The sequence below is a fragment of the Pseudomonas sp. DR48 genome (genome assembly GCF_019823085.1).
Classification (GTDB): domain Bacteria; phylum Pseudomonadota; class Gammaproteobacteria; order Pseudomonadales; family Pseudomonadaceae; genus Aquipseudomonas.
This window is the reverse complement of record NZ_CP081946.1, coordinates 4,286,885-4,309,987: the sequence shown is the minus strand read 5'-3', so window position 1 is coordinate 4,309,987 and position 23,103 is coordinate 4,286,885. Positions and strand designations below refer to the sequence as shown.

At 58.2% G+C, this 23,103-nt stretch carries 25 protein-coding genes; 22 read left to right on the top strand and 3 right to left on the bottom strand.

Features of this window, described 5'->3' with window-relative positions; genetic code table 11:
• Positions 1–234 precede the first annotated feature (234 nt).
• From K5K95_RS19600 to K5K95_RS19550, 11 genes are all read left to right on the top strand, one after another.
• The gene (locus K5K95_RS19600) at positions 235–984 is read left to right on the top strand and encodes a hypothetical protein (RefSeq protein ID WP_222585660.1); all 750 of its coding nucleotides are present in this window, start codon (positions 235–237) and stop codon (positions 982–984) included.
• A 115-nt stretch (positions 985–1,099) separates the two neighbouring features.
• A complete protein-coding gene (locus K5K95_RS19595) occupies positions 1,100–1,330 on the top strand; it encodes an AlpA family phage regulatory protein (RefSeq protein ID WP_222585659.1) in 231 nt (76 codons plus the stop codon).
• Positions 1,331–1,334: 4 nt separating this feature from the next.
• Positions 1,335–2,177, top strand: a complete 843-nt coding sequence (locus tag K5K95_RS19590; RefSeq protein ID WP_222590375.1) for a ParA family protein — start codon at positions 1,335–1,337, stop codon at positions 2,175–2,177.
• A gap of 158 nt (positions 2,178–2,335) precedes the next feature.
• A complete protein-coding gene (locus tag K5K95_RS33120; protein ID WP_261398004.1) occupies positions 2,336–2,470 on the top strand; it encodes a hypothetical protein in 135 nt (44 codons plus the stop codon).
• 14 nt (positions 2,471–2,484) lie between these two features.
• Entirely contained in the window at positions 2,485–4,071 is a 1,587-nt protein-coding gene (locus K5K95_RS19580) for a ParB family protein (RefSeq protein ID WP_222585657.1), read from the top strand.
• The gene (locus tag K5K95_RS19575; RefSeq protein ID WP_222585656.1) at positions 4,068–4,616 is read left to right on the top strand and encodes a DUF2857 domain-containing protein; all 549 of its coding nucleotides are present in this window, start codon (positions 4,068–4,070) and stop codon (positions 4,614–4,616) included. The genes K5K95_RS19580 and K5K95_RS19575 overlap by 4 nt, the downstream gene beginning before the upstream one ends.
• Entirely contained in the window at positions 4,613–5,803 is a 1,191-nt protein-coding gene (locus K5K95_RS19570; protein WP_222585655.1) for an STY4528 family pathogenicity island replication protein, read from the top strand. The genes K5K95_RS19575 and K5K95_RS19570 overlap by 4 nt, the downstream gene beginning before the upstream one ends.
• Before the next feature lie 237 nt (positions 5,804–6,040).
• Positions 6,041–6,796 (top strand): PFL_4669 family integrating conjugative element protein, encoded by a 756-nt coding sequence (locus tag K5K95_RS19565; protein ID WP_222585654.1) that lies wholly within the window; start codon positions 6,041–6,043, stop codon positions 6,794–6,796.
• Entirely contained in the window at positions 6,793–7,311 is a 519-nt protein-coding gene (locus K5K95_RS19560) for a DUF3158 family protein (protein WP_222585653.1), read from the top strand. The genes K5K95_RS19565 and K5K95_RS19560 overlap by 4 nt, the downstream gene beginning before the upstream one ends.
• Complete coding sequence (locus K5K95_RS19555) at positions 7,308–7,778, top strand: single-stranded DNA-binding protein (RefSeq protein ID WP_222585652.1); 471 nt, start codon at positions 7,308–7,310, stop codon at positions 7,776–7,778. Before K5K95_RS19560 ends, K5K95_RS19555 begins: the two co-directional genes overlap by 4 nt.
• 224 nt (positions 7,779–8,002) lie before the next feature.
• On the top strand, positions 8,003–9,970 hold the full coding sequence (locus K5K95_RS19550; RefSeq protein WP_222585651.1) for a DNA topoisomerase III: 1,968 nt from the start codon (positions 8,003–8,005) through the stop codon (positions 9,968–9,970).
• A 76-nt stretch (positions 9,971–10,046) separates the two neighbouring features.
• Here K5K95_RS19550 and K5K95_RS19545 read toward each other — a convergent pair whose 3' ends face one another.
• Complete coding sequence (locus K5K95_RS19545) at positions 10,047–10,346, bottom strand: hypothetical protein (RefSeq protein WP_261398003.1); 300 nt, start codon at positions 10,344–10,346, stop codon at positions 10,047–10,049.
• 298 nt (positions 10,347–10,644) lie between these two features.
• Here K5K95_RS19545 and K5K95_RS19540 point away from each other — a divergent pair, with 298 nt between their 5' ends.
• From K5K95_RS19540 to radC, 11 genes are all read left to right on the top strand, one after another.
• Positions 10,645–11,499, top strand: a complete 855-nt coding sequence (locus K5K95_RS19540) for an ABC transporter substrate-binding protein (RefSeq protein ID WP_222585650.1) — start codon at positions 10,645–10,647, stop codon at positions 11,497–11,499.
• Between the two features lie 83 nt (positions 11,500–11,582).
• Complete coding sequence (locus tag K5K95_RS33390) at positions 11,583–13,091, top strand: amino acid ABC transporter permease/ATP-binding protein (RefSeq protein ID WP_222585649.1); 1,509 nt, start codon at positions 11,583–11,585, stop codon at positions 13,089–13,091.
• 17 nt (positions 13,092–13,108) lie between these two features.
• Positions 13,109–13,774, top strand: coding sequence for a GntR family transcriptional regulator (locus tag K5K95_RS19530; protein WP_222585648.1), 666 nt, complete (start codon positions 13,109–13,111; stop codon positions 13,772–13,774).
• Positions 13,775–13,789: 15 nt separating this feature from the next.
• Complete coding sequence (locus K5K95_RS19525; RefSeq protein ID WP_222585647.1) at positions 13,790–14,641, top strand: urea carboxylase-associated family protein; 852 nt, start codon at positions 13,790–13,792, stop codon at positions 14,639–14,641.
• 86 nt (positions 14,642–14,727) lie between these two features.
• Positions 14,728–15,480, top strand: a complete 753-nt coding sequence (locus tag K5K95_RS19520; protein WP_222585646.1) for a 5-oxoprolinase subunit PxpA — start codon at positions 14,728–14,730, stop codon at positions 15,478–15,480.
• A complete protein-coding gene (locus K5K95_RS19515) occupies positions 15,477–16,181 on the top strand; it encodes a 5-oxoprolinase subunit B family protein (RefSeq protein ID WP_222585645.1) in 705 nt (234 codons plus the stop codon). The genes K5K95_RS19520 and K5K95_RS19515 overlap by 4 nt, the downstream gene beginning before the upstream one ends.
• Positions 16,178–17,095 carry a biotin-dependent carboxyltransferase family protein gene (locus K5K95_RS19510; protein ID WP_222585644.1) on the top strand — a complete coding sequence of 306 codons (918 nt, stop codon included), beginning with the start codon at positions 16,178–16,180 and terminating at the stop codon, positions 17,093–17,095. The genes K5K95_RS19515 and K5K95_RS19510 overlap by 4 nt, the downstream gene beginning before the upstream one ends.
• A gap of 503 nt (positions 17,096–17,598) precedes the next feature.
• Positions 17,599–17,826: a hypothetical protein gene (locus K5K95_RS19505; protein WP_261398001.1), complete on the top strand. Its 228-nt coding sequence runs from the start codon at positions 17,599–17,601 to the stop codon at positions 17,824–17,826.
• 902 nt (positions 17,827–18,728) lie between these two features.
• Complete coding sequence (locus K5K95_RS19500; protein ID WP_222585643.1) at positions 18,729–19,310, top strand: STY4534 family ICE replication protein; 582 nt, start codon at positions 18,729–18,731, stop codon at positions 19,308–19,310.
• A gap of 71 nt (positions 19,311–19,381) precedes the next feature.
• On the top strand, positions 19,382–19,639 hold the full coding sequence (locus K5K95_RS19495; protein ID WP_222585642.1) for a hypothetical protein: 258 nt from the start codon (positions 19,382–19,384) through the stop codon (positions 19,637–19,639).
• A gap of 100 nt (positions 19,640–19,739) precedes the next feature.
• Positions 19,740–20,234: a RadC family protein gene (gene radC / locus K5K95_RS19490; RefSeq protein ID WP_222585641.1), complete on the top strand. Its 495-nt coding sequence runs from the start codon at positions 19,740–19,742 to the stop codon at positions 20,232–20,234.
• Between the two features lie 87 nt (positions 20,235–20,321).
• Here radC and K5K95_RS19485 read toward each other — a convergent pair whose 3' ends face one another.
• A complete protein-coding gene (locus tag K5K95_RS19485) occupies positions 20,322–21,311 on the bottom strand; it encodes an alpha/beta hydrolase (protein WP_222585640.1) in 990 nt (329 codons plus the stop codon).
• 56 nt (positions 21,312–21,367) lie between these two features.
• Positions 21,368–22,978 (bottom strand): IclR family transcriptional regulator C-terminal domain-containing protein, encoded by a 1,611-nt coding sequence (locus K5K95_RS19480; protein ID WP_222585639.1) that lies wholly within the window; start codon positions 22,976–22,978, stop codon positions 21,368–21,370.
• Positions 22,979–23,103: the final 125 nt, after the last annotated feature.

Below are 23,103 nucleotides of genomic sequence, written 5' to 3'. Positions count from 1 at the left end.
GAAATCGATCCTCGGTATCTAGGCTCAGAAATGGAAAACAGATCGCGAGAACCTATCCATCCACCAAGGGATAGGGGTTGAACAAACAATCATGAAGATCATAGTGAGTGATAGGTAAATGGAATGACCTCACCGAGTGACAGAGTCGAGTAAAACAGCCGCTGCCATCAGCTAGGTTGATATACAGATGATTCGCGGGAGGCCTATCCATCAGGAATGGAGATCCATCCGTACATGTCCGTTTATATTTACAATCCGCAGACAAAAACCTTCTACCGCCCCATCGACGCAGCATTGCGGTGGTGCAACCTCATCCGTTATGAAGCACAAATAGTGCAAGCTGCATGGTCTTGTCCTGGGAAACTTGCGTCCCTATTCCCGCAATGGCCAGGCCTACACGCAACCACCGAAAAAATCTACGATGCGGTACGTAATAGAGAATTGCCTTATGGTTGCCTCGGTATTTCGGTTCCCATGGGGACTTACGTGGAACCCTATCAATTAACAATACGTCACTCAGATTTACGCCAATGGATGGAGATTTACTACCCCGATCAGAAACCTAGCTTCTTGTTTGAGTCAGGCAGAGACTCACATGAAAAAGTCAGTTTAGGGACGTTCCTGGCGCTACAGGCGGATAGAGATATCCTATTGCAGGAGCTCAACACGCTACGTCTTCACCATCAGGATATTTTGGTAGATCTTCAGGCGATAGGGGTTGAACGGGATGACCTCAAAGTGTTTGTCAAAACGCACGGACAACTCAGCGAGCGTAGCGAACTCACATACCAAAACATCATCGGTGTTTTGGTCAACCTACTCCTGGATCATTCTCCCGCTGGAAAGCCTCTTTCCGTATTTAAGAATCAAGCAGCAATCGTCGATGCCATTATCGCACGCTATAAAGATGTGCCAGGCATTAGCAAACGGACACTGGACGAAAAATTTGCTACAGCTAACCGCAGTCTCAAAAAAAGCAAATAATCCAAGAAATTGCGCTGCAATCCACCCGATTGCAGTGCAATGACTCGATCCCACTTCTAGTATTCAATTCGGGTCACTTCCCATAACGCGCCAATCGGCGCCAGGAGTGACCAGCATGTCTAGTCAACCTTCCCCCATCACTGAAGCTCCTCAACTACAAGTCGAACGTCACATCATGCGCCGTGACGAGGTAGAGCGAAAAACCGGCTTCAAGCGTGCGCACATCTACAACCTGATGAAAGTAGGTAAATTCCCTCAGGCTAAACGCATTGGATTGCGTGCTGTCGGCTGGGACTCGCGGGAGATCGAACGGTGGATCGTTGAACGCCTGGACCAGCAGGCCTGATGCCATGCGAGTTGTATCGGTGGTTTCTACCAAAGGTGGGGTGGGGAAAACCACAGTCGCTGCGAACCTCGGCGGTCTGCTGGCGGATGCTGGCCTACGCGTCCTGCTGCTCGATCTGGATAGCCAACCCACCCTCTCCAGCTATTACGCCTTGAACCACGAGGCCATCGCGGGTGCGTACGAACTCATTGCGCTCAACCAGACAGATCCCGCGCAGATAATTTCCACGACTGAGGTCGTCGGTCTCGACCTGATCCTCTCCAACGACGACCAAAGCCGACTGAGCACCTTGCTGCTGCACGTTCCTGACGGGCGATTACGGCTGCGCAACTTGCTCGACCATTTCCGTTCCAGTTATGACCTGCTTTTGATCGACACCCAAGGCGCACGTAGCGTGCTGCTGGAGATGGCCATCCTCGCCTCCGATCTCGCCCTTTCTCCCATCACGCCTGAAATGCTCGCCGCCCGCGAACTGCGGCGCGGCACCTTGAAGCTGCTCAGCGAACTCGAACCGTTCAGCTACCTGGGCATTCCACCACCATCCTTGCGACTGCTACTAAACCGGGTGAACGCCATTCGGGTGGATACCCGGATGATCATCCAAGGCCTGCGCGAGACCTTCGCTGGGGCTACCCACATCTTGGTCCTAAATACCGTAATTCCCGATCGAGTCGCGTATCTCAATGCTGCCTCCCTCGGCCTACCGGTCCACCGAATCGAAACGCGTCGGTCACGTGAACGAGGCTCGCACTCAGCGTTGGAAATCATGCAGGCGCTGGCCATCGAGTTGTTTCCGGAATGGCGCGAAGCGATCGCTACGGTCAGCAGGTGCGCGGAGGATCAATGAGACGAATCATCAAGCCACCATTTCTCGCCAAGTCATTTTTTTATCGACCTTGAGGCCAACAGCGTTTGGCAAGGAGTCTTTTGATGTTGGATCAACTGCCCATCATCGTCCAACCATCCATTCGACCACTACTCCCACCTTGCGAGGAGTACTGCACTGTGGTCTTTCACCTGCAGGGTGGGCGCTCGGTCACGGCGTGGTTCCTCGCAGAAATCTCCCGACATTTCGAAGGTTCGGGGACCGTCGAAATCGTCAAGTTCGAGGTCGGTGACCTTTTGCGCACCCGGCGTTAACTGAGGTTGTTCCGATGAAAAAGCTCAGTCAGGAGGAGATCACTGACAAGCTGCACCAGGACCACTTCCCTCGGGGCCCAGAACTGGAGCGGCTGTCCGATCCACTCATCGACACACCTATGCTGGTCACGCTGGAGCAGTTGCGGCCCTACGAACTCAACCCACGCTTCATCCGCAATCCGCTGTATGACGATATCAAGGCGTCCATCCGTGAACGCGGGCTGGATCAACCGCCGCCGATTACTCGCCGCCCGGGAGAAACCTATTTCATCATCCGCAACGGCGGTAATACGCGTTTGGCGATTCTCGGCGAGCTATGGCAGGAAACTCGCGACGAGCGCTTCTTCCGCATTCATTGCCTGTTCCGACCCTGGACCAATGAAATCACCACCCTACTCGGCCATCTAGCCGAAAGCGATCTACACGGCCAACTCACCTTCATCGAACGTGCATTGGCGGTAGCCAAACTCAAAACCATGCTCGAACCAGATGGAGCAGTACTCTCGCAACGTGAGCTGGCACGACGTCTTGCCGCTGGAGGCTATCCAATTTCACAGTCGCACATCAGCCGGATGCTCGACACCCTCGAACACCTACTGCCGGCCATTCCGCAAACCCTGTATGCCGGGCTGGGTAAACCCCAGATAGAACGCCTGATCGCTCTACGTAGTCAGGCAGAGCGAACCTGGAACCGTTATCCAACCGCCACCGTTGCGTTCACCGAGTTTTGGCTCGATACCCTGGGCTACTTCGATACTGACCCCGAGTCCTTCGATCTTGAGCAAATCCAGGATGAACTGCTCGAACGCATGAGCCGCTTGCTCGGATCGTCCTATCGTATGTTGGCCCTGGAGCTGAGCGATACCCATCGGGTCATCTCGACGCCTGGCGTTGTCGTCGCAGCCCCCTCAGAGAGCAGTCATCTGCCGAGCGTTGATGAAGCTGCGGCAGGATCGCCCTCCTCCGAGTCCCGTCCCCAATCAGCTGAGATCAGAACCCAGACCGAAACCGCTCGAGAGGAGCTGCTCACTCCACCCGAAACGAAAGTCATATCAGCAGTTTGCCCTGCGTCGCGAGTTCAGCAGATTCGCGAGCAGATCGATCGAGAGACATCCGCCGAAGCAGAATCGACCGTCGAAATGTGCACGATCGCCGACATCTGGATCATCGCACCAACACTGGATAGCCCCGAACAACTGCGTTTAGCCATTGCCGGACTGGCTCGGGAAATGGCGGCCTATGCCGGACATCCCGAGAGCATCATCGATCAGCAGCATGGCTTGGGCTTCGCCCTGAACATCGAGCGACTGGATCTTGCAGCGCCTCGCGCGACCGGCGTTCACCTGCTGCTCCTGGCCCTGTCGCGCGCTCAAGACGACGTGGACTGGGAAGATCGCAAGCAACTGCCCTCCGCCCTGTTCGGGCAACTGTTATTGGGGGTCTATCAACTCCCGCTGACCGATCGTCCCGCCATGGACGTAGGGCTGGAGCGACTGCCCGACGGTCTGTTAATCAAACTGTATCGCCTGATCCGCCTGGCCCGACGCCTGATCGACTTAACGCTTCCGCCTGAAGACGACTCACCGCAGGAGCTGCCATGAACCTCTCCTTCAATGTGCTCAACCAGGCCATGCTGACCCAGGTGCTGCATGAACTGCGCCTGGGTAATTTGCAACGCTGCAAGGCACTCGGACTGGGTGAGGACGACATCTACCTGTTGCAATCCTTACCGCCCACCACGCTGTCGCGTCTGGCCCATGCCTCCGTCCCCTGGGTTGAGGTCAAGATTGACTCGCCGGTGCTGCATCGGTTGATTGAGCAAGTCGAACGCGACGAACAGAACGAGCGCTTGATCAACCGGGCGCTCACGCTCGGCGCCAGCAGCACTATCATGTATCAGTGCTTCGGCCTGGCGCATTCGGAAACCGCCCTGCGTCGCCGCCTGCTTAAGATAGAAACCCGAAAAGGTCGTCCCCAAAATTTGAGCGAAGCGCAGGAACATGCGCTCTGGCAGCGATGGTGCCAGCTACGCGCTCAGGACGGTACCGAGGATCAGCTCGACGCCATGATGATGCTGGCCGAAGAACAGCAGATCAGCTTGACCATCGTTTGGCAGCAGATCGACCAGTACAGCAATGGAGCATGAACACCGCCCCTTCCAGTCGCTGGCAGCGTGTCCTGCAGCAATGTACCCAGCAGCTGAGTGAACGCTGGCCCCCACGCCCGACCACTGAACAACCCTCCAGCCAGGCTCTACAGGCTGGTTTTCTATTCAGTGGCCAATCACACGAAGTCGTACCGCGTCGGCTACTGTTAGATACTCGGCTGACGCCATTGGAACGGAATGCCTGGCAGGTGTTTCGACTTATGCTGCAAGGGCAAGGCATGGTCACGCCGCGCTATGAGGATTTGCAACCTTATCTGTCGAGCGTGCCCTATGGCGCGTCAGCCTCCCGTGAAACCATTGCTCGCGTGTTGACGATGCTCAGGCTCACCCGCTGGCTCAGCTTGGTGAGTCGTGGCCGCGATCAGCTCAGCGGGCGCCTACAAGGTTCTCTATACGTCCTGCACGATGAACCGTTAACCCCCGCCGAAGCTATGGAGCTGGATCAGGACTACCTGGAACTGGTCGGACATGCCCTCTGTCATGCGACCAAGGCTGTGCGCATTGTTGCTCAGCATGTTCTGGAAGAAATCCGCCAAGACACGGATATCGATCAGGGTCGACTACCGACGCGGCTCGACAGCTGGGGCGAACACTGGACGCAGCAAGGATTGGATCTCGCAACTGAGGACGCCTTACACGATTCCGAACTGGGTGGCGATCACCGCGTTCGGAATCGTGCAGGCCCTCGTCCGGAATCCGAACCAGGCTTGAACGCCATTGTTTCCGGCCCCGTTCAGAATCCGAACGCCGCCTGTACTGTACTAAAAGAAAGTACTTGTACTGTACCGCGCGCGACCCCAGCGGTGGATAACCTTCACTGGCCCGAGCCGCTGCACCTGAGTCCAAGCGAGCGTCAGGCCGTTGCCGTGGCGCTGAACAAGCTCAAACCAGCGGATCGTCAGGCGGTGCTCAACGAAGCGGGTGCACGCTGTACGGCAGGAGGTATTCGCAAGCCAGCGGCCTATCTGATGGGCCTGATACAGCGCGCACTGAAAGGCGACTTTCGTCCTTGGGCAGCTCAGACAAAGCCTTCACCCGTTGCAGAACCGCCCCCAACAGCACCGTCACGCCCGTCCCGAAAACAGGGCGAACCCGCTTCCGCCCTCGCCCAAGCGTGCCTGAATGAGCTACGCCAACTGAGCGGCAAACGCTCTGGACGTCAGTAGATTTGATGCCAGTGGCATCAAATCTACTGAGTTCTAATGTGAGATCGCAAAGGGCCGAATCTGCGCAAGCCGAGCGATACAGCCATCACCATCCCTGGAAATGATGCCACCGGCGTCACTCGCGAACGTCTCCGAAATTAACCCTCTCAAACCGAATAGACCGCATTCAGCTTTTTGGCTGTCCTTGACCTTTATCTGTCGCAACGTTCCCGTCCAAGCCTATGCGAGGACAACACCGTGGCCGATCACTATCAGCTCAACTTGGGCTCATTGCGCAGCAGCATCACCCTGACCCTGCACACCCACCACGCCGCCCGTATCTGGCAAGGTCGAACCGCACGTGAAGGCGTCCACTCGATCATGGGTATGGCCGGCTACATCAGCGTCACCAATCTGATCAAACAAACCGCGGCCCAGGACGACCCTTATGCCGATTGGGCTATCGTGCAGCTCGAAGAAAAACTGATGCAGGCCAAGGCTGGAATGCTGGAACTGACCCAGCAGCTGGATCGAATCAGGCAGGACCTGCCGACACAGATCGACATGAGCGACAACCTCAACATTCACCCCGTCACCTTGCCGTTGTACATCAGCAGCCAGCTGGGTTTTCTGGCGGTCTACCTGCTAACCGACTACGACACCCTCGTGCGCCGGACCCTATTGGCCCATCACACCGCCTTGATCGGTCGCAGGGACATGGAAGCCTGGATCGATGACGGTGCCCATCTGCTGCGTAGCTTGTTCGGCCAGGCGCAGCGTTATCGGCATGCCGGCGTCACACGTGATGACATGGCGGAGAACAACGCCCGTGCCATTGCGGCCATCGAGAAAATGGGTTTGCCCCCAATGGACATCCTTGAAGGGCATCGCCGCTCCCAGTTCGCGCCGCCAATCATTCGCCGTGGTGCTGTGGCAGTGGATGATGCTGACGTGTTGGCAGAGGAGATGGGAGAGCTATCTGCAACGGTGGATGAGCCTGAGGACGAAGCATGAATCCCCTGACTTCGGCTCAGCCGATGCCCTTCGAAGCATTGACACCGGATGCCTATCGGCAGCTCGAACACGCAGCCTCCCTAAAAGGCCTTTTAAAACCTTTTAAGGGTAAGGGGGAGTTGGAGCATCTGGCGCAAGTGGCGAGGGAAATCGAGGCGCAGTTATGCCACCTGATGGAGGCTGTGGTGCAGCAGGCCGGACAGCCCCCTTACTCACTGCTGGATATTCGATTGGTGCTGCAGAACACCAGCGCTGGCAGCACCTTTTTGCGTTGGCGCACCCGTGACTACGCCCGCATGGGGGTTTCGATCTGGGAACGCCAGGTGAGCAACAAAGTCCTGCCGCTGGCCGTACACGAGGGATTGCACTGTTTCGAATGCAACCGCATTGCACTGAACCTGCAGATGAGCGTGGTGCATTCGCTTTACCGCCAGGCCACCACCTGCGCGATCAAAATGGCCAGTGCCGAACGGTTATTGCGCCAACTCACAACCGCAGCGGAGGTATCACGATGAGTACTTTTTTTGTCGGCGAAGGCAATATCGGCAGTGCGCCAGAGTTCCAGGAATTTCCGTCAGGCAATGACGAACCACGACGTTTGCTACGGCTGAATGTGTACTTCGACAACCCCGTACCACGCGAGGGCAGCTATGAAGATCGAGGCGGCTATTGGGCGCCGGTTGAGCTATGGCACCGCGAGGCTGAACACTGGAGCACGCTGTACCAGAAAGGCATGCGCGTGTTGGTCGAAGGCCGCACCGTGCGCGATGAGTGGGAGGACAGCGAAGACAATGCGCGGGTGACCTTCAAGATCGAGGCCCGTCGCGTCGGCATCCTGCCTCACAGGGTGCACAGCGTGGTCATGCGGGAACGCTCCAGTGAAGCGGCGGCATCTGCAATACACGTCGGGCAACATACAGAGCAGACCAGCTCACCTGCGTCGAAACCCAAAAAACGCAGAGGGCAGCCATCTACGGACTGACAGACTTCAGGCATAAAAATTGCGCCTCTGCGCGAAGTTGATGGCCTGTTACTACTCGCTGCTCGTGAAGATCCACCCTGTCGTCCACGCTAAAACTGGGTAGTAGCCTCGGGCTTTAAGCCTGCCCTCTCCGACTAATATGAGGAACCTGGAATTCAGGTTTCTCGTATCTCGCAACGGCTGTTTCCAACAACGCTGCTCCGAACTCAATCCGGAGCAGTTCTATGCGCCTCTTCCTCTGTGAGAAACCTTCCCAAGGTCGAGACATCGCCAAAGTACTCGGAGCCACCCAGCGCGGTGATGGTTGCCTGATCGGCACCGACTCAACCGTCACCTGGTGTATCGGCCATCTGCTGGAGACGGCCCCACCCGAAGCCTATTGCACTCAGTACAAGAACTGGTCGTTGGATCATCTACCGATCATTCCCGCGCAGTGGCAGGTCGAGATCAAACCCAAGACTACGGCGCAGTTCAAAGTCATCAAGCGCCTGCTCAGTGAAGCCTCCACCGTCGTGATCGCGACCGACGCCGATCGCGAAGGTGAACTGATTGCCCGCGAGCTACTGGAACTCTGCAAGTATCGAGGTCCCGTTCAACGACTTTGGTTGTCCGCACTCAACGAGGCGTCGATTCGCAAGGCACTGTCCTCACTGAAGTCTGGTCAGGAGACCTTCCTGCTTTACCACTCAGCCCTCGCCCGCAGCCGTGCCGATTGGCTGATCGGCATGAACCTGAGTCGTTTGTTTACCCTTCTTGGTCGGCGGGCGGGCTACGACGGTGTATTGTCGGTTGGACGCGTCCAGACACCCACTTTATGTCTGGTAGTCGATCGGGATCGTGCGATTGCCAGCTTCGTCTCGGTGCCCTACTGGGACGTGGAGGTGCACCTGTCTTCAATGGGGCAACCATTCATCGCGTCGTGGTTACCACCCAGCTCAGGGCAGGACGAGGCAGGTCGTTGCCTGCAACGAGCGCTGGGCATTCAGGCGGCCCAAAAGATTTCTGGCGGTAAGACTGCCACAGTACTCTCGCTGCAGACTGAGCATTCCCACGAACCGCCACCCCTGCCCTTTGACCTGAGCACACTGCAAGAAGTCTGCTCGCGCAAGTTGGGGCTCGGAGTCCAGGAAGTCATGAACATCGCCCAGGCACTGTATGAAACCCACAAAGCCACCACCTACCCGCGCAGCGATTGCCGCTATTTGCCAGAGAGTATGTTCAACGAGGTACCCGCGGTATTCGATGCCCTGCTCAAAACGGATCCCGCCCTGCAGCCCGCATTGGGAAGACTCGATCGATCACTGCACTCCCGCGTGTGGAACGATGCCAAGGTCACCGCACACCACGCCATCATCCCCACCACCGAGCCGGCGAACCTTGTGCGGATGTCCGAACAAGAACGCCAAGTCTACGAACTGATCCGTAGCCACTACCTCGCGCAATTTCTTCCGCATCATGAGTTTGATCGAACCCAGGTGGAACTGGAGTGCAGCGGAGAGCGATTGACCGCTGTTGGCAAACAGATCCTGGTCCAGGGCTGGAAAGGCTTGCTCTGCGAAAATACCGAAGAGGATGAGCCCAGTCACAAGTCCCAAGTATTGCCCGTCTTGCAACAGGGCACGCAGTGCGCAGTGGACGACGTCGAACTCAAGTCCATGCGCACTGCCGCGCCCAAACCCCTCACCGAGGGCGATCTGATCAAGGCGATGAAAAATGTGGCCAAGCTGGTCAACGACCCACGCCTGAAACAGAAGCTTCGGGACACCACCGGTATCGGCACCGAAGCCACGCGAGCCGGTATCATCAAGGGGTTGATTGATCGCGGTTATTTGCTGAAGAAAAAACGCGCCTTGATGGCCTCCGCAGCGGCCCATACCCTGATCGAGGCAGTACCCGCTGCAATCGCAGATCCGGGCATGACCGCGATCTGGGAACAGGCCCTGGACGAAATCGAAGCGGGATGTCTGACTCTTGATGCGTTCGTCGCCAAGCAGGCGAACTGGATTGCGCAGTTAGTCGCACACTGCGGCCCCCTTACTTTAGCCATTCCTGTCGAGGCCGGCCCGACCTGTCCCATTTGCAACGCCTCAATGCTCAGGCGAAAGGGGAAATCAGCGCCGTTCTGGTCATGCTCCCACTACCCGGATTGCAAGGGTGCTGTACCGATCAGAAAAGATGCACGTCACCCATAATGCTCCATTGGAGATCAACATGAGTATTGGGGCTATGGACTGGTCAGAGCATCATCAACGGCAACCGATCCCTCTCTTAGTCGCTTAGAGGCTGTCCGATTTCACGGACCAAGGCGCTACCTGTCGAAATCCATATCTGCCCCAGTTCGTTGAACGCTTTAAGGTGAACAGGATTTTCGTTGAGCCAATGAACAAGGCTGTCGAAGTGCTCGGGGTTATCAGGGTAATCATGAATCTTGATGAACAGCTCCAGCGTTCGATCCCAGATCAGATGGGTAATTGCTTTATCTAGACCACCGGCTTGCATTCCCGTTGAGCAGGCATTTGCATTCGCACTGACCAGCGATGGATTACGTAGCATCTCGACCCAAAGCATGACGATCAGTCCATTGCCGCCCTCCATCAGCTACGAGCTATGCGGGTGCCGCGCGCCCTCGGTAACAGCTCTGGACCTCACCCGCGCAAAAATACCTTCTTGTGCTCCACGATGTGGCGTTCGGTAACAAATAGCGCCGCTTTAGTGCCCCCGCCTGCTCATGAAACGTGTTTCGCCTACAGAAAGCGTTCAAATAGACCTAAAATTCAATAGTTGGCACGATAAAGGCATATGTGTACCTATAAGATTGTTGAACAATCATCCTTACTCACTGCGTTCAGAAACCGAGGATACGAACATGCAAAAAGGTCTGACGAGCAAGAAAACCACGCGCAACTTGGCGTTGACGATCTCCCTGGCTTGCGTGGTGCCGCTACTGTCTGCGGCAGAGATCAAGGGCACGCTCAAACAGGGAGAGCTGTCAGTCGGTTCCGACCTGACCTATCCGCCCTACACCTATCTGGAGCAAAAGCAGCCAAGTGGCTTCGACCCCGAGTTCATGCAGTTGATGGGCAAACAATTGCAATTGGAGCCGCGTTTCCTCGACACCCGCTTTGCCAACCTGATCCTGGGCGTTAATGCCCAGCGCTTCGACGTGGTCGCCTCGGCGCTCTATGTCACCCCGGAACGCGCCAAGCAGGTGGATTTCATCAGCTACCTGAAGACCGGCTCCTCTTTGATGGTGCTCAGTGCCAGCAACTTCAGGCCACAGCGACCCGAAGACCTTTGCGGCAAGCGCGTGGGCTCGATCAAGGGCGCATCCTGGGTGCCCAAGCTCAACAAGGTTTCCGCCGAATACTGCCTGGCCTCGGGCAAGCCGGCGATCCAGTCTCGTGAATTCCCGACCTCGCCCGAAGCGGCACAGGCCTTGTTGGCCCAGGCTGTGGATGTGCAGATGGAAGATCCCGCAGTCGCCAAAATCACCGTAGAAAAACTGCAGGGCAAAACCGTTATCAGCTCCAACGAGTTGATCTATCCAGTCGTCATCGGGCTGGCGGTGCGCAAAGGCAACCAGGCGCTACTGGAAGAACTGACCACAGCGCTCGACCAGATCAAACAGAACGGCAGCTACGACGAGCTGCTCGCCCGCTACAACCTGGACGAACCGAATGCCGAAGAAATCAACGCGGCGTTGGGCACCACCACACCCTGAAACCCTGCGCCGGACGCATCCAGTAGCGGATTCATTGATTTTTTCCGCTCTGCGGAAAAATCACAGCAACGCGGAGTAAGTACATGCAATTCGATTGGTATTACACCTTGGGCCTATTGTGGAACGGCGACTTCTGGCGGGCCGTGGCAACCGTGGTCGAACTGAGCCTGGAAACCTGGCTGCTGGGTATCGTCTTCGGCTTTCTTCTGGCCTTGGCGCGACAGTCGCAGCGGCGTTTTCTGCGGGATGCGGCCGGCCTCTATATCTGGTTTTTCCGCAGTCTGCCGCTGCTGGTTCTGCTGATCTTCGTCTACAACCTGCCCCAGGTGTTTCCATCCACCAGTGCGCTGCTGTCCAATCCCTACTCGGCAGGCCTGATCGCCCTGGTGCTCAGTGAAGCGGCGTACATCGCCGAGATTCACCGCGGCGGCCTGCTGGCGGTGGCCAAGGGTCAACTGGAAGCAGGCAAGGCCCTGGGCATCGGCTATCGCGGCGTTCAGCGACTGATCGTGGTGCCCCAGGCGCTACGCGTAGCCCTGCCGACCCTGGCCAATGAATACATCACCATCGTCAAGCTCACATCGTTGGTCTCGGTGATTTCGCTGTCGGAAATCCTTCTGGTAGGCCAACAGCTCTATACCCAGAATTTCCTGGTCATGGAGACCATGTTCGCGGTGGCCTTCTACTACGTGTTTATTGTCACCGTGTTCAGCCGCCTATTGCGCCTGCTGGAGAACCACCTGGACGTAACCCGGCGCAAACCGAAGAACATCGCCCCCGCCGAACTCGGGCAAGTGGCGACCCGGCGTGCCGCCGGCCAGTCCGAGCCAGGCGAATTTGCTCTGCAGGCGCGGGGTGTGCGCAAGTCTTATGGCGAGCTGGAAGTACTCAAGGGCGTCGAGCTGAATGTGCGTTGGGGCGAGGTCGTGTCGATCATCGGCCCATCGGGCTCAGGCAAAACCACGCTGATTCGCACCATGAATGGCCTGGAAAGCCTGGATCATGGCGAAATCACCCTGCAAGGCCAACCATTCCTGCGTGGCACCAAAGCACCGGAGGGCGCCCTGGGTAACAAAGTGCATATGCAGGGCATCGTGCATGTCGGGATGGTCTTCCAGGGCTTCAATTTGTTCCCGCACAAGACCGCCCTGGAAAACGTCATGCTCGCACCGGTCTATCACACCCATGGCGGTGGCGAAGAGCTGCGCTTGTTGAGCTTGGCACTGCTACGCAAGGTCGGCATGCTCGAGCATGCCGGCAAATATCCGCACCAGCTTTCCGGCGGCCAGCAGCAGCGCGTGGCGATTGCCCGGGCGCTGGCGATGCGACCTTCAGTCATGCTGTTCGACGAGCCGACCTCGGCCCTCGACCCAGAGCTAGTCGGTGATGTACTGGCTGTAATCGAGGAACTGGCCCGCGAAGGCATGACCATGGTGATCGTCACCCACGAAATGAACTTCGCCTTCAAGCTCTCCGATCGGGTGGTGTTTATGGAGGGCGGCGAGATTATCCAGAACGCCGCGCCGCAAGAGATGCTGGAGCAGCGCAGCGAGCGCATGACCAAGTTCCTCAAAGACGTACAACTGGCGTGAGCCGAGGGGGCACAACGGTGAGTCAACCCAAGGAAAAAAGTCTGTCGCTGGTCGATCAGGTTGCCATCGAACTGCGCGAAGACATCATTGGCGGACGCCTGTTGCCAGGTATGCCGCTGGTAGAAAGCGAACTGGTCAACGCTTACAACGCCTCGCGCAATACTGTGCGCGAAGCGTTGCACCAGCTGGGTCGTGAAGGCCTGACCAGCTACGTGCGCAACAAAGGCGTGATGGTGCGCCGGCTGGGCATCGACGACGTGCGCGATATCTTCAAGGTCCGCCGCACCCTCGAATTGCAGGCGATCGCCGCGAGCAAGCCGCTGCGCGAATACCAGTCCGACCTGATGCTCGAAGCCATCGAGGCCGCGCAACTGGCCCAAGACCGTGAGAACTGGCAAGCCTTCGGCACCCACAGTTTGCGTTTTCACCAGCACATCGTCGGCCTGTTGCGCAGCCCGCTGTTCGACGAATTCTTCACCCACGTTGCGGCCCAGATGCGTCTGGTGTTTTCCAACGCTCCCAGCGAGGAAACCTTTCAGAAACCCTGGCTCGAACGCGACCGGCATATCCACGACCTACTGGGTGATGGCCGCAAGAAAGAAGCCGAGGAAGCCATGAGCAGCTACCTCAACGACTCCGAATTGGTGCTGCTGGACATTCTGAGCAACATCCCCAAACACTGAAAAGAGGATCCCCCCATGTACAAGGACTATCCAGCGGCCTATCAAGTCAGCAAAGGCGCCGCATTGCAGGTCGACAAAGCCTTCTATGACCGCGTGCGCGAGTCCAGGGATGGCCGCACCCTGATCGAGCAATTCGAAGTACCGATCCGCACCGGCCGCGCCTGGAAAGTGCCAGCGGGCCACGTGTTTCGCGTGACCACACCGGTCGGCCCACAGGTTGGAGACTTCAACGTGTGGAGCGCTAACGACCCGCGCGAACGCATGTGGGCGGCCCGTACTCGCCAGCTGCAAGGCGCCCACGTCACCACTTACGACCGCCTGTGGTCGAACCTTCCCTTCCTGAGGCCGATGGTCACCATCACCGACGACAGCCTGGCCGACTACGGCATCGACGAACACGGCGGTCGTCTGCACGACTTGCTGGGCACCCGTTGCGACCCTTACGTGAACAAGATGCTCACCGGCGAGGACTTCCACCACCACTGCCATTCAAACCTGACTCGTGCCGTGTTGCCCCATGGCCTGACCGAGTTCGACGTGCACGACGTACTGAACATCTTCCAGTGCACCGGCCTCAATCACGACGACATGTACTTCATGAAAGCCTGCCCGGCGAAACAGGGCGACTACCTGGAGTTCTTCGCCGAAATCGATCTGCTGTGTGCTCTCTCCACCTGCCCGGGCGGTGACCTGTCGCTGCCGATGTGGGGCCCCGACGCCGAGGATCCGCTGAAGGTCTGCCGCCCACTGGGCGTGGAAATCTACCGCCTCGACGAGTCGCTGTTGGACGGTTGGAAACAACCCGAGCGCGCGTCATACAACGGCAACCACGGCCTGCTGATTCCTAAAGCCGAGTGGGAAAAATAACGACAGGCTAAATCGACACCTGGGGCACCCACTCGCCCCGGGTGTCTCGCAGACTGGCCGCACAGCCAAGGCAGGAGTCAACGACCATGAACACACCACTACTAAACTGCGATATCGGCGAAAGATTCGGCGCCTGGACCACAGGCTGCGACGCCGACATCATGCCCTTTATCGATTGCGCCAACATCGCCTGCGGCTTCCACGCCTCCGACCCCAGCACCATGCGCAAGACCGTAACCCTGGCCCTGGCCCACGACGTGCGCATAGGTGCCCATCCCGCCTACCCGGACCTGGTCGGCTTTGGCCGCCGCTCCATGAGCTGTTCGCCGCAAGAAGTCGAAGATTTGATGCTCTACCAGATTGGTGCGCTGGAAGGTATTTGCCGCGCACTGGGCGGACGAGTGCAATACGTCAAACCTCACGGCGCGCTGTACAACGACATGATGCGCGATGCCAGAACACTGCGTGCGGTTTTCAAGGCCGCGGCCGCCTACGAGGGCGAGTTGCGGCTGATGCTGATGGCCCAACGCGATAACACCACGGCCTTGGCCCTGAGCGCCGAGTTCGGCGTACCGGTCTGGTTCGAAGCCTTCGCCGATCGTGCTTACGACCCGGCCGGGCACCTGGTATCACGCAGCCTGCCCGGCGCGGTTCACCACGACGCAAAAACCGTGATCGACCAGGCCCTGACCCTGGCCCGTGGCGAAGAGCTGATGGCCAATGACGGCAGCGCTCTGCATCTGCAGGCCGATACAATCTGCGTGCACGGTGACAACGACAGCTCGATCGCTGCCGTACAGCGCATTCGCCTGGCCCTCGGGGAGCTGCAAGAAGCATGAAGATCCGCATCGAAATCGTCGCTGTAGACTGCCTGATGGTGCGGTTGTTCGACACCATCGACGAAGCCCACATGCCCTGGCTGCTGGCGGCGTCCCGGCGTTTGCACGAATGCTTCGGCCAGGGCCTGATCGACCTGGTGCCCTCCTACACCACGCTGATGGTGCACTACGATCTGCGCCAGTTGCAGGTGAGCAAGGCCCGAGGGCTGATCGCCCAGGCCCTCGACAACCTGCAGCCCGATGCTGGCGGCAGTGGCCGCAGCCACAGCCTGCCAACCTGGTACGACCCCTGTGTGGGTCCCGAGCTGAAGTTGCTGGCACACCGCAGCGGGCTGTCCATCAATGAAGTCATCGAGCGCCACAGCGGCCACGAGTACCAGGTGTTTGCCCTCGGATTCGTACCCGGCTTCGCCTTTATGGGCCTGGTCGAGGAAATCCTCGCCAGCCCGCGCCTGAATACCCCGCGCAAACGTGTGGCGGCCGGCAGCGTCGGCATTGCCGAACGCCAGACCGCCGCTTACCCACAAGCCTCGCCCGGCGGCTGGAACCTGATAGGACGCACGCCGGTACGGCTGTTCGACCACGCGCTGGATGGTTACAGTCTGCTGCAACCGGGTGACCGGGTGCGCTTCGAAGCGGTCAGCCATGACGAGTTCATCCGTCTCGGCGGCGACGACACACCACTGGAGGCGCACCCATGAGTGGCTTGCTGGTAGAACGCAGCACCCCGTTAATCCTACTGCAAGACAGCGGCCGTTTTGGCATTCGCCAACTCGGCGTGACCCAGGGAGGCTCCACTGACTGGATCTCCATGTTCTGGGCCAACTGGCTGCTGGGCAACCCACTGGAGGCGGCGGTGATCGAAATCACCCTCGGCGGTCTCAGTCTGATTGCCCAGCAGGATGCCTGCCTGGCCCTGGCCGGTGCCGACCTCGGCGCCAGCCTCGACGGTCAGCCGCTGCAACCCTGGCGCAGTTTTCTCGTGCGCCGTGGCCAACGCCTCGTGTTCAGCCAGCCGGTCCAGGGCGCGCGCGCCTACCTGGCGGCCCCCGGTGGTTTCGATGCGACGCCTGTCATGGGCAGCAAGGCCACCGTCTGCCGTGAAGGCCTGGGCGGCCTCGATGGCTCGGGACGGGCGCTGACGGCGGGCGATCGGCTCGGCTGGTCCGCCCCACCCCCGGCACCACGGGAACTGGAGGCGACCCAGATCCCTGACCTAAGCTCGGCCAAGCCCCTGGAGACCGTGCTTGGCGCGCAGATCGCCGATTTCGCCGGGCAGAGCCTGTTCGATGCCTTCAATAGCCCCTGGCAAGTCGACTCGAGGGCCGATCGCATGGGTGTGCGCCTACTCGGCCCAGCCCTGCACTACCAAGGCACAGCGCTGATCTCAGAGGGCATTCCCCTGGGGGCTATCCAGGTGCCGCCGGACGGCCAGCCGATCATCCTGCTCAACGACCGCCAGACCATCGGCGGCTACCCACGCCTGGGCGCCTTAACCCCGCGCTCGCTGGCTCGCTTAGCGCAGTGCCTGCCGGGCGCCGAACTGCGTTTATCGCCTGTCGTCCAGGAGGTCGCGCACGGGCAACATCTACGCATGCTTGCTCAATGGCATTAACGCAAACGAAAACCGCCACGCCCGGTTTCAGGGCGTGGTCTCGGCGCAATGCGCCCTTCATCCGTAACGCGTCTGACCCGCCCGTTTACCCCCTGCCGTTATGCCCCCCTCCGCCATTTGGTGGTCAGTGGAAATGCAAATGCTTGGTCAACGGGAATGCTTCTGGCGGTCAAATGGCGTGCAATTTTGCACCCACGCACAACCTTTCCTCCGTTTGGCCCTATAAGACCGCTCATTCTCACTGGCGACTTGCGGGGCTCTGATTCCTGGAAGAATAGAAGTCACGTCGCGACATACAGCTATCTCAGTCAATATATAAACCTTAAAAGTCGATACCAAACCGTTAAGGATGTTCATGTCAATGGGTCTTTGCTCAACCATTCAAGTTGAACTGGAGAACTCATCACTTGGCACATAAACATCCAACCCAAGCCCAAATCGGGCGCATGATCGCGAAACACCGGACCTAGCGTAATCTGACCCAAGAAGAGGGGGCTGAGCGCATGGGGATCGGCAGTGAAGCCATATCGCTCCTGGAGCGGGGTGTGGTGGAGCTTTCCGTGGTCAAGCTGATGCAGTTAGCGGATATTTTCGACTGCAGGATGGATGAACTGCTGACGGAGTTGAGCAATCGTCTCAATGACCAGGGCCAGATGATCGCGGGTCTGCTGAGCGGTCTGAAAGAAAGCGCCCCTGCCTTTATCCTGGCTACTCATCTCGCCAACAAGTGAGCTTATGCACTCGCATTCGATATAGGGGCTGCCGAAGGGGGACGCCTTCTGCCTTGACGTCGTCCCACCCTCTCTGCTGTAGTGCCGCAGGATCATCGCCAACGGCGACCCAAGACCGACTCGCTCCGGGCAGCTCGGTCGAACTCTTAGAGTTCGGAGCCTTCTCTTTTGCGGGATGTCGTTCCCGTTTTGTGCTCGACCTGATCGTAGAGGCAGATGACCACTGTTGCCCTAGGGCAACAGTGGTCATCTGCTTCGGCGATCGTATTCAGTCCCGGAGCTCGCCGGGGAAACACTGGGCACCTTTTGTGCGCGGATGCGTGCCAGCATGTTCTGACCCAGGCCACGACAAGGGTCGGTTGGCGAATCATGGCGCAGTTAGACCAAGTTTTACGAGGAGCTTGTGACTGCATAAGACCGCCAAAGGTGGCTTTTCTGTTCCTCGCCTGGCACCCCGCCAGGCCCACTCTTCACTTTCTTCAGTCCAGTGACTACCACTGTATTCCGGCCATAAAAAATCGGGTTGCAGCGTCTTGACGCTCCCCTGTGACAGGCTTATACAAAGGGCGTGGTTCGCTGTCGTTGACGGCCCAGCCCAGGTAGCTTGAACCTTCAAGGCTACGCCACATTCGTGGTGGTTTACCCAAGTGCGATCAGCGTTCGGAGGCTCGCACGGTTACCGCTTCAGCGGTGATGAATGCCCACTACCGCAAGTTCGCGGATCACTACCGCGGATTTTCTTCTGCTTCACCGCTATTCCCCAGACACATCGTTCTGATCGTCATCGGCTTGCCGGTGACGAGTCGCTCATCGCTTGCCTTCACCTTACCCACCCTGACGGGGGCTCACTTCCCCGTCAGGGACTGTGCGTCACCGTTTTCCCTTGAAACAGGAGAACCACCATGGTCCACGCCAACCACTCCCAAGAAGCAACTACATACTTCAATCTGCACACTGTCGGTATCGGTTACCTCAACCGTGTTCGTGAAGTACAAGTCCGCCGCGGCCAGCCGTTCATGGCCTGCGATATCGCCGCCCTGCACGGTGCCACCGATGCGGTCGAGTACACCCGCTTTGACTGCAAAGTCGCTGGGGGTGAAGCTGAACGTTTGATTCGTCTCTATATGGACGCCGTCAACACCGAGAAAAAGGTCTTGCTGTCGTTCCGTATCGGCGATCTGTGGATCGATCCATTTCTCTACGAGAAAGGCGATAAACAAGGCCAACCGGGCGCCAGCCTGAAAGGTCGTTTGCTGTTCATCGACTGGATCAAGGTCAACGGCACGTTCGAGTACAAAGCGCCCGCCAGGCAGGAAGCAACAGCACCTGCTGAGCAAGCGCCGATCAATGAACCCTCTCCAACGTCGGTTGATGCCGAAGCTGAGGAGACCGAATACCCAACAGAGGCTCGGGTTGAACCTGAATCTCTACCCGCTCCACGCACGGCCCACCGTGATGCCACCCCTACCGTTCAGTCCGCCTGAACAAGCCACGATGTTCCTCATCAAGGCGCTCTCTCGAGCGCCTTTTCTGTAATCAGCACAGGAGAACCTACATGGAATCCTTCTGGCTTTGCGACGACTGCCTGTTCGCGGCTGCTTACGAGGACTACAGCACGTTATCGCTCTACTACACGACGGATGAAATCGGGAAGCGTATCGCCGGTATCCATCGTGGACTGGTTCGGTTATTGCCCTTCAGTGCCGACTTCGATCCCGAAACCGGCTGGGGAATCAAAGCCTTTTCCCCATTGCCCTGCGACGGTTGTGACTCACCCCTGCACGGTCAACGCCACCGATTCACTCGGCTGTAAACAGCGCGCAATCGGTTAATGCCCGCCACTCTCTATCCACCTCGGGGACACCACTCCCTTCGGGTGTGTACCCCTGATTGTTCCCTTCGGAGGTACCACCATGAGCACCCAACTCACACTGATTGAAACCTCGGATTTCGAGGCTGATCGTATCGTCCAAGAAAACCAGGTGATCGACGAAGCGCTGCATATTCTAGATCGCCGGCTGTTCACCCGTGGCCCTGACCTGACGTCGCCTGACGCTGTGGCCTCATACCTAAAACTGCACCTTGCGCAACAAGAGCATGAAGTCTTCGGTGTGATTTTTCTCGATGCCAAGCACCGGGTGCTGGCGTTCGAAGTGCTCTTTCACGGCAGCATTGATGGTGCCAGCGTTTACCCCCGCCAAGTCGTTAAGCGCTCCCTAGCGCATAACGCTGCGGCCGCCATTTTAGTTCACAACCACCCCTCAGGTTGTACAGAACCCAGCCAGGCGGATCGCGTCTTAACCGCACGGTTGAAAGAGACCTTGGCCTTGATCGAAGTGCGCGTACTGGATCACTTCATCGTAGGTGAAGGTCACCCTCTCTCCCTTGCCGAACATGGCTGGCTTTAACCCTTACAGGCGCCTTCGGGCGCCTTGTTCATTTTCGTGGTCCAGAGAGTCACTATGAACTGCCCTCTCTTGAGATCAGAGCTGATCTCAACCGAGATCTGTAACGTTTGGCGTCCCTTTAATGGAGTCATTTGCGTTCGCTAGAAACGTTGAAATTGACTGCGCCAATGCATCGTAAAAAGCCTCCACTGGCTCGACACCCTGCGCACGCAGACTGCCGTGCAGCAAGCCTTTGCCCAGGTAGAGGCTGACTGGAACATGGTCAGCCTCAAGTGCATCCCGGTAGGCGTAGCCTTCGTCACGCAGAATGTCGAACTCGGCGACACCAATGAAAGCCGGTGCGAGCCCTCTAAAATTGTTGGCCATCAACGGCATTGCCAATGCTTCGCTACGCATTTGAGCAACGGGGAGGTAGCGTTCGAAAGAACCTTCTAGCCCCGTAGTCGACAGCAACGGCGCGTCGGCATAGAGGGTGGCAGAAGGCTGGAAGGTTTCGGTGGTCAATACGGGATAAACCAAGGCCTGCCCCAAGGGCTGCGACTCCCCCTTGGCACGTAACGTCATGCACAGTCCCGCTGCCAATGTACCTCCGGCACTGTCGCCACAGACCACCAGTTGTTGGCGACTCAAATCATCCCCTAACTCACCGGCCCGCAAGGCATTCCAGACCGTCAGGCAGTCGTCCAGCGCCGCAGGATAGGGATGCTCGGGCGCCAAACGATAAGCCACTGCGACAATAACCAGGTTCAACCGTTTGGCCAGCGCATAAACGAACCAGTCGTGGGTATCCAGGTGGCCTAGATCCCAACCGCCGCCATGCAAATAAAGCAGTACCGGCCAGGCTTGTTTTGGGGCACCGCCCGAAGGCTTGTAAAGGCGAATAGGTAGATTGCCAAGCGTCGTGTCGGTGACCTGCAGGCCCTGAGGTTTGACCGGGGTGAAATGCCGACAGCCTCGTAGAAACGCCTCACGTCTGGCGTTGAGGCTGGCGTCGGCGGCCGCGAAGCCTTGGTTGACGCGCACAAACTCCTGCATCTCGAGTGACAAAGGATAACGCTCGCGTTGAGACACGCTCATAGGACGGATGGCCTGTGTAATGAGTGAGGGGGGGTGAGTCGTATTCGAGTGTTCTTTTAACCACGCCAGTCAGTGCACCTGGCCACCAAACCGGTCAGCTCTGGTCGAACACGAAAAAGACGCCCCGACGCAGGGGCGTTGCTCAGGGTTTCCATGGTCAGGTCGTGACGAGAACTGGTGATGTACAACATGTCTTTTTCCGGCCCAGCAAACGCCAGATCCGTGGGGCTTGGCACCGGCAAACCGATCGTCCGGTCGAGCCCGCCGTCTTCGCTGAAGCGCACCAGGCTCCAGCCATCGCGCAAGGTCGTCCACACGCCCCCCTGATCATCCAGCGCCAAGCCGCTCAAGCGTCCTGAGCCTTTGGGTAGAGACGCGAACCGTCGCACCGAGCTTGCCCCCGTCTGCATGATGAACAAGGTGCCGGAGTCAGGTCCCACGGCAAACAACGACTCACCGTTCGCATCCCAACAGAACGCGCTGATGCGCTCCTGAAATTGCCATGACGAACGCAACTCGCCTTGGGTATCCAGCTCACCAAGTGAGCAGCCACCTGCATTGCTCCGACAAGCCCAAAGCGCGCCAGAGGGATGACTGGCCAGGCCAAGCAGTTGCTTGCCGGGCCAGTTGACCAAAGGATGCTCTTGCCCTTGCTTATCGAGTAGTGACCAACCGTTGGCATGGGCGATCAGCAAGCCATCGCGATGCAGTTCCATGGCACAAATCGGGGCGTCAAGTCGGGCAAAAATTCGTTCACTCTGCGCATCGAGCACCCAGATTGCCGGGGCCAGGGTGTCCGCCCAATACAGTCTTTGGCTCGCTTCACACCAACGGGGAAAAGCGCCATTGAATGACCAGGCACCCTCCACCAGCTCGACTTCACTGTCGGCGATACGAACACTGGATTCACTCAGCTGCGCCCCTACCCGCCGCGCCGCATCGGCCAGTTCCGGGCCCAGCAATTCGAGGCGATCGAGGGTCAACCGGTAAGCCGGTCCGGCGACACTCAGTGCGCCGCGAACCCTGCCCGCGTTGTCACGAATGGCGGCAGCGACACAGCGCACCCCCAGCACTATTTCCTCATCGTCGATGGCATAACCGCGTGCCCGGGTGATCTTCAGTTCGGTGTGCAAGCGACGCCGGTCAATGATGGTCAGTGGGGTAAGCGCGGTGAGGGTCAGCCCCTTGAGAATTTCTTCGCGGCTGACTTCGTCCAGTGCCGCCAATATTGCCTTGCCCTGCCCCGTGCAATAGACCGGCTTGCTCTGACCCAATGCTGCGGCCGAACGCTGGGTGTGTGCCCCATCGCAACGCTCCAGCGACATGACCTGATTGCCATCGAGTACCGCAAGATAGGACGTTTCGCCGGTCAGGTCGCGTAACGAGCGCAACTCGAAACTGGCGGCGGCCACCAGATCCGGCATCAGGTAGGCGTTGCGCACCAGTTCCAAATAGCGGAACCCCAACCGATAAACCTTGCGTAGCGGATCGCGGCGAATCATGCCGCGCTCGATCAAGCTGGCAATGATCCGGTACAGCGTGGTGCGTGGCAGACCCAGTTGGGCGCCGAGATCGGCCTGGGACAAGCCATCAGGTTTTGAGCCAATGGCTTCAAGCACATCCATGGCTTTTTCGAGGGCGCCAGTGCCGTCAGAGGACGTAGTCATCAGAAATTCCCACTCGTTGGAACAAACCGGTCTGCGCAGAATAAACGTCGTTTTCCGCGAGTCAATTAAGTCTTAGCATCGAATTCAACCCGAGACAAAACACCGAAGATAAGTCCCAAATTGTG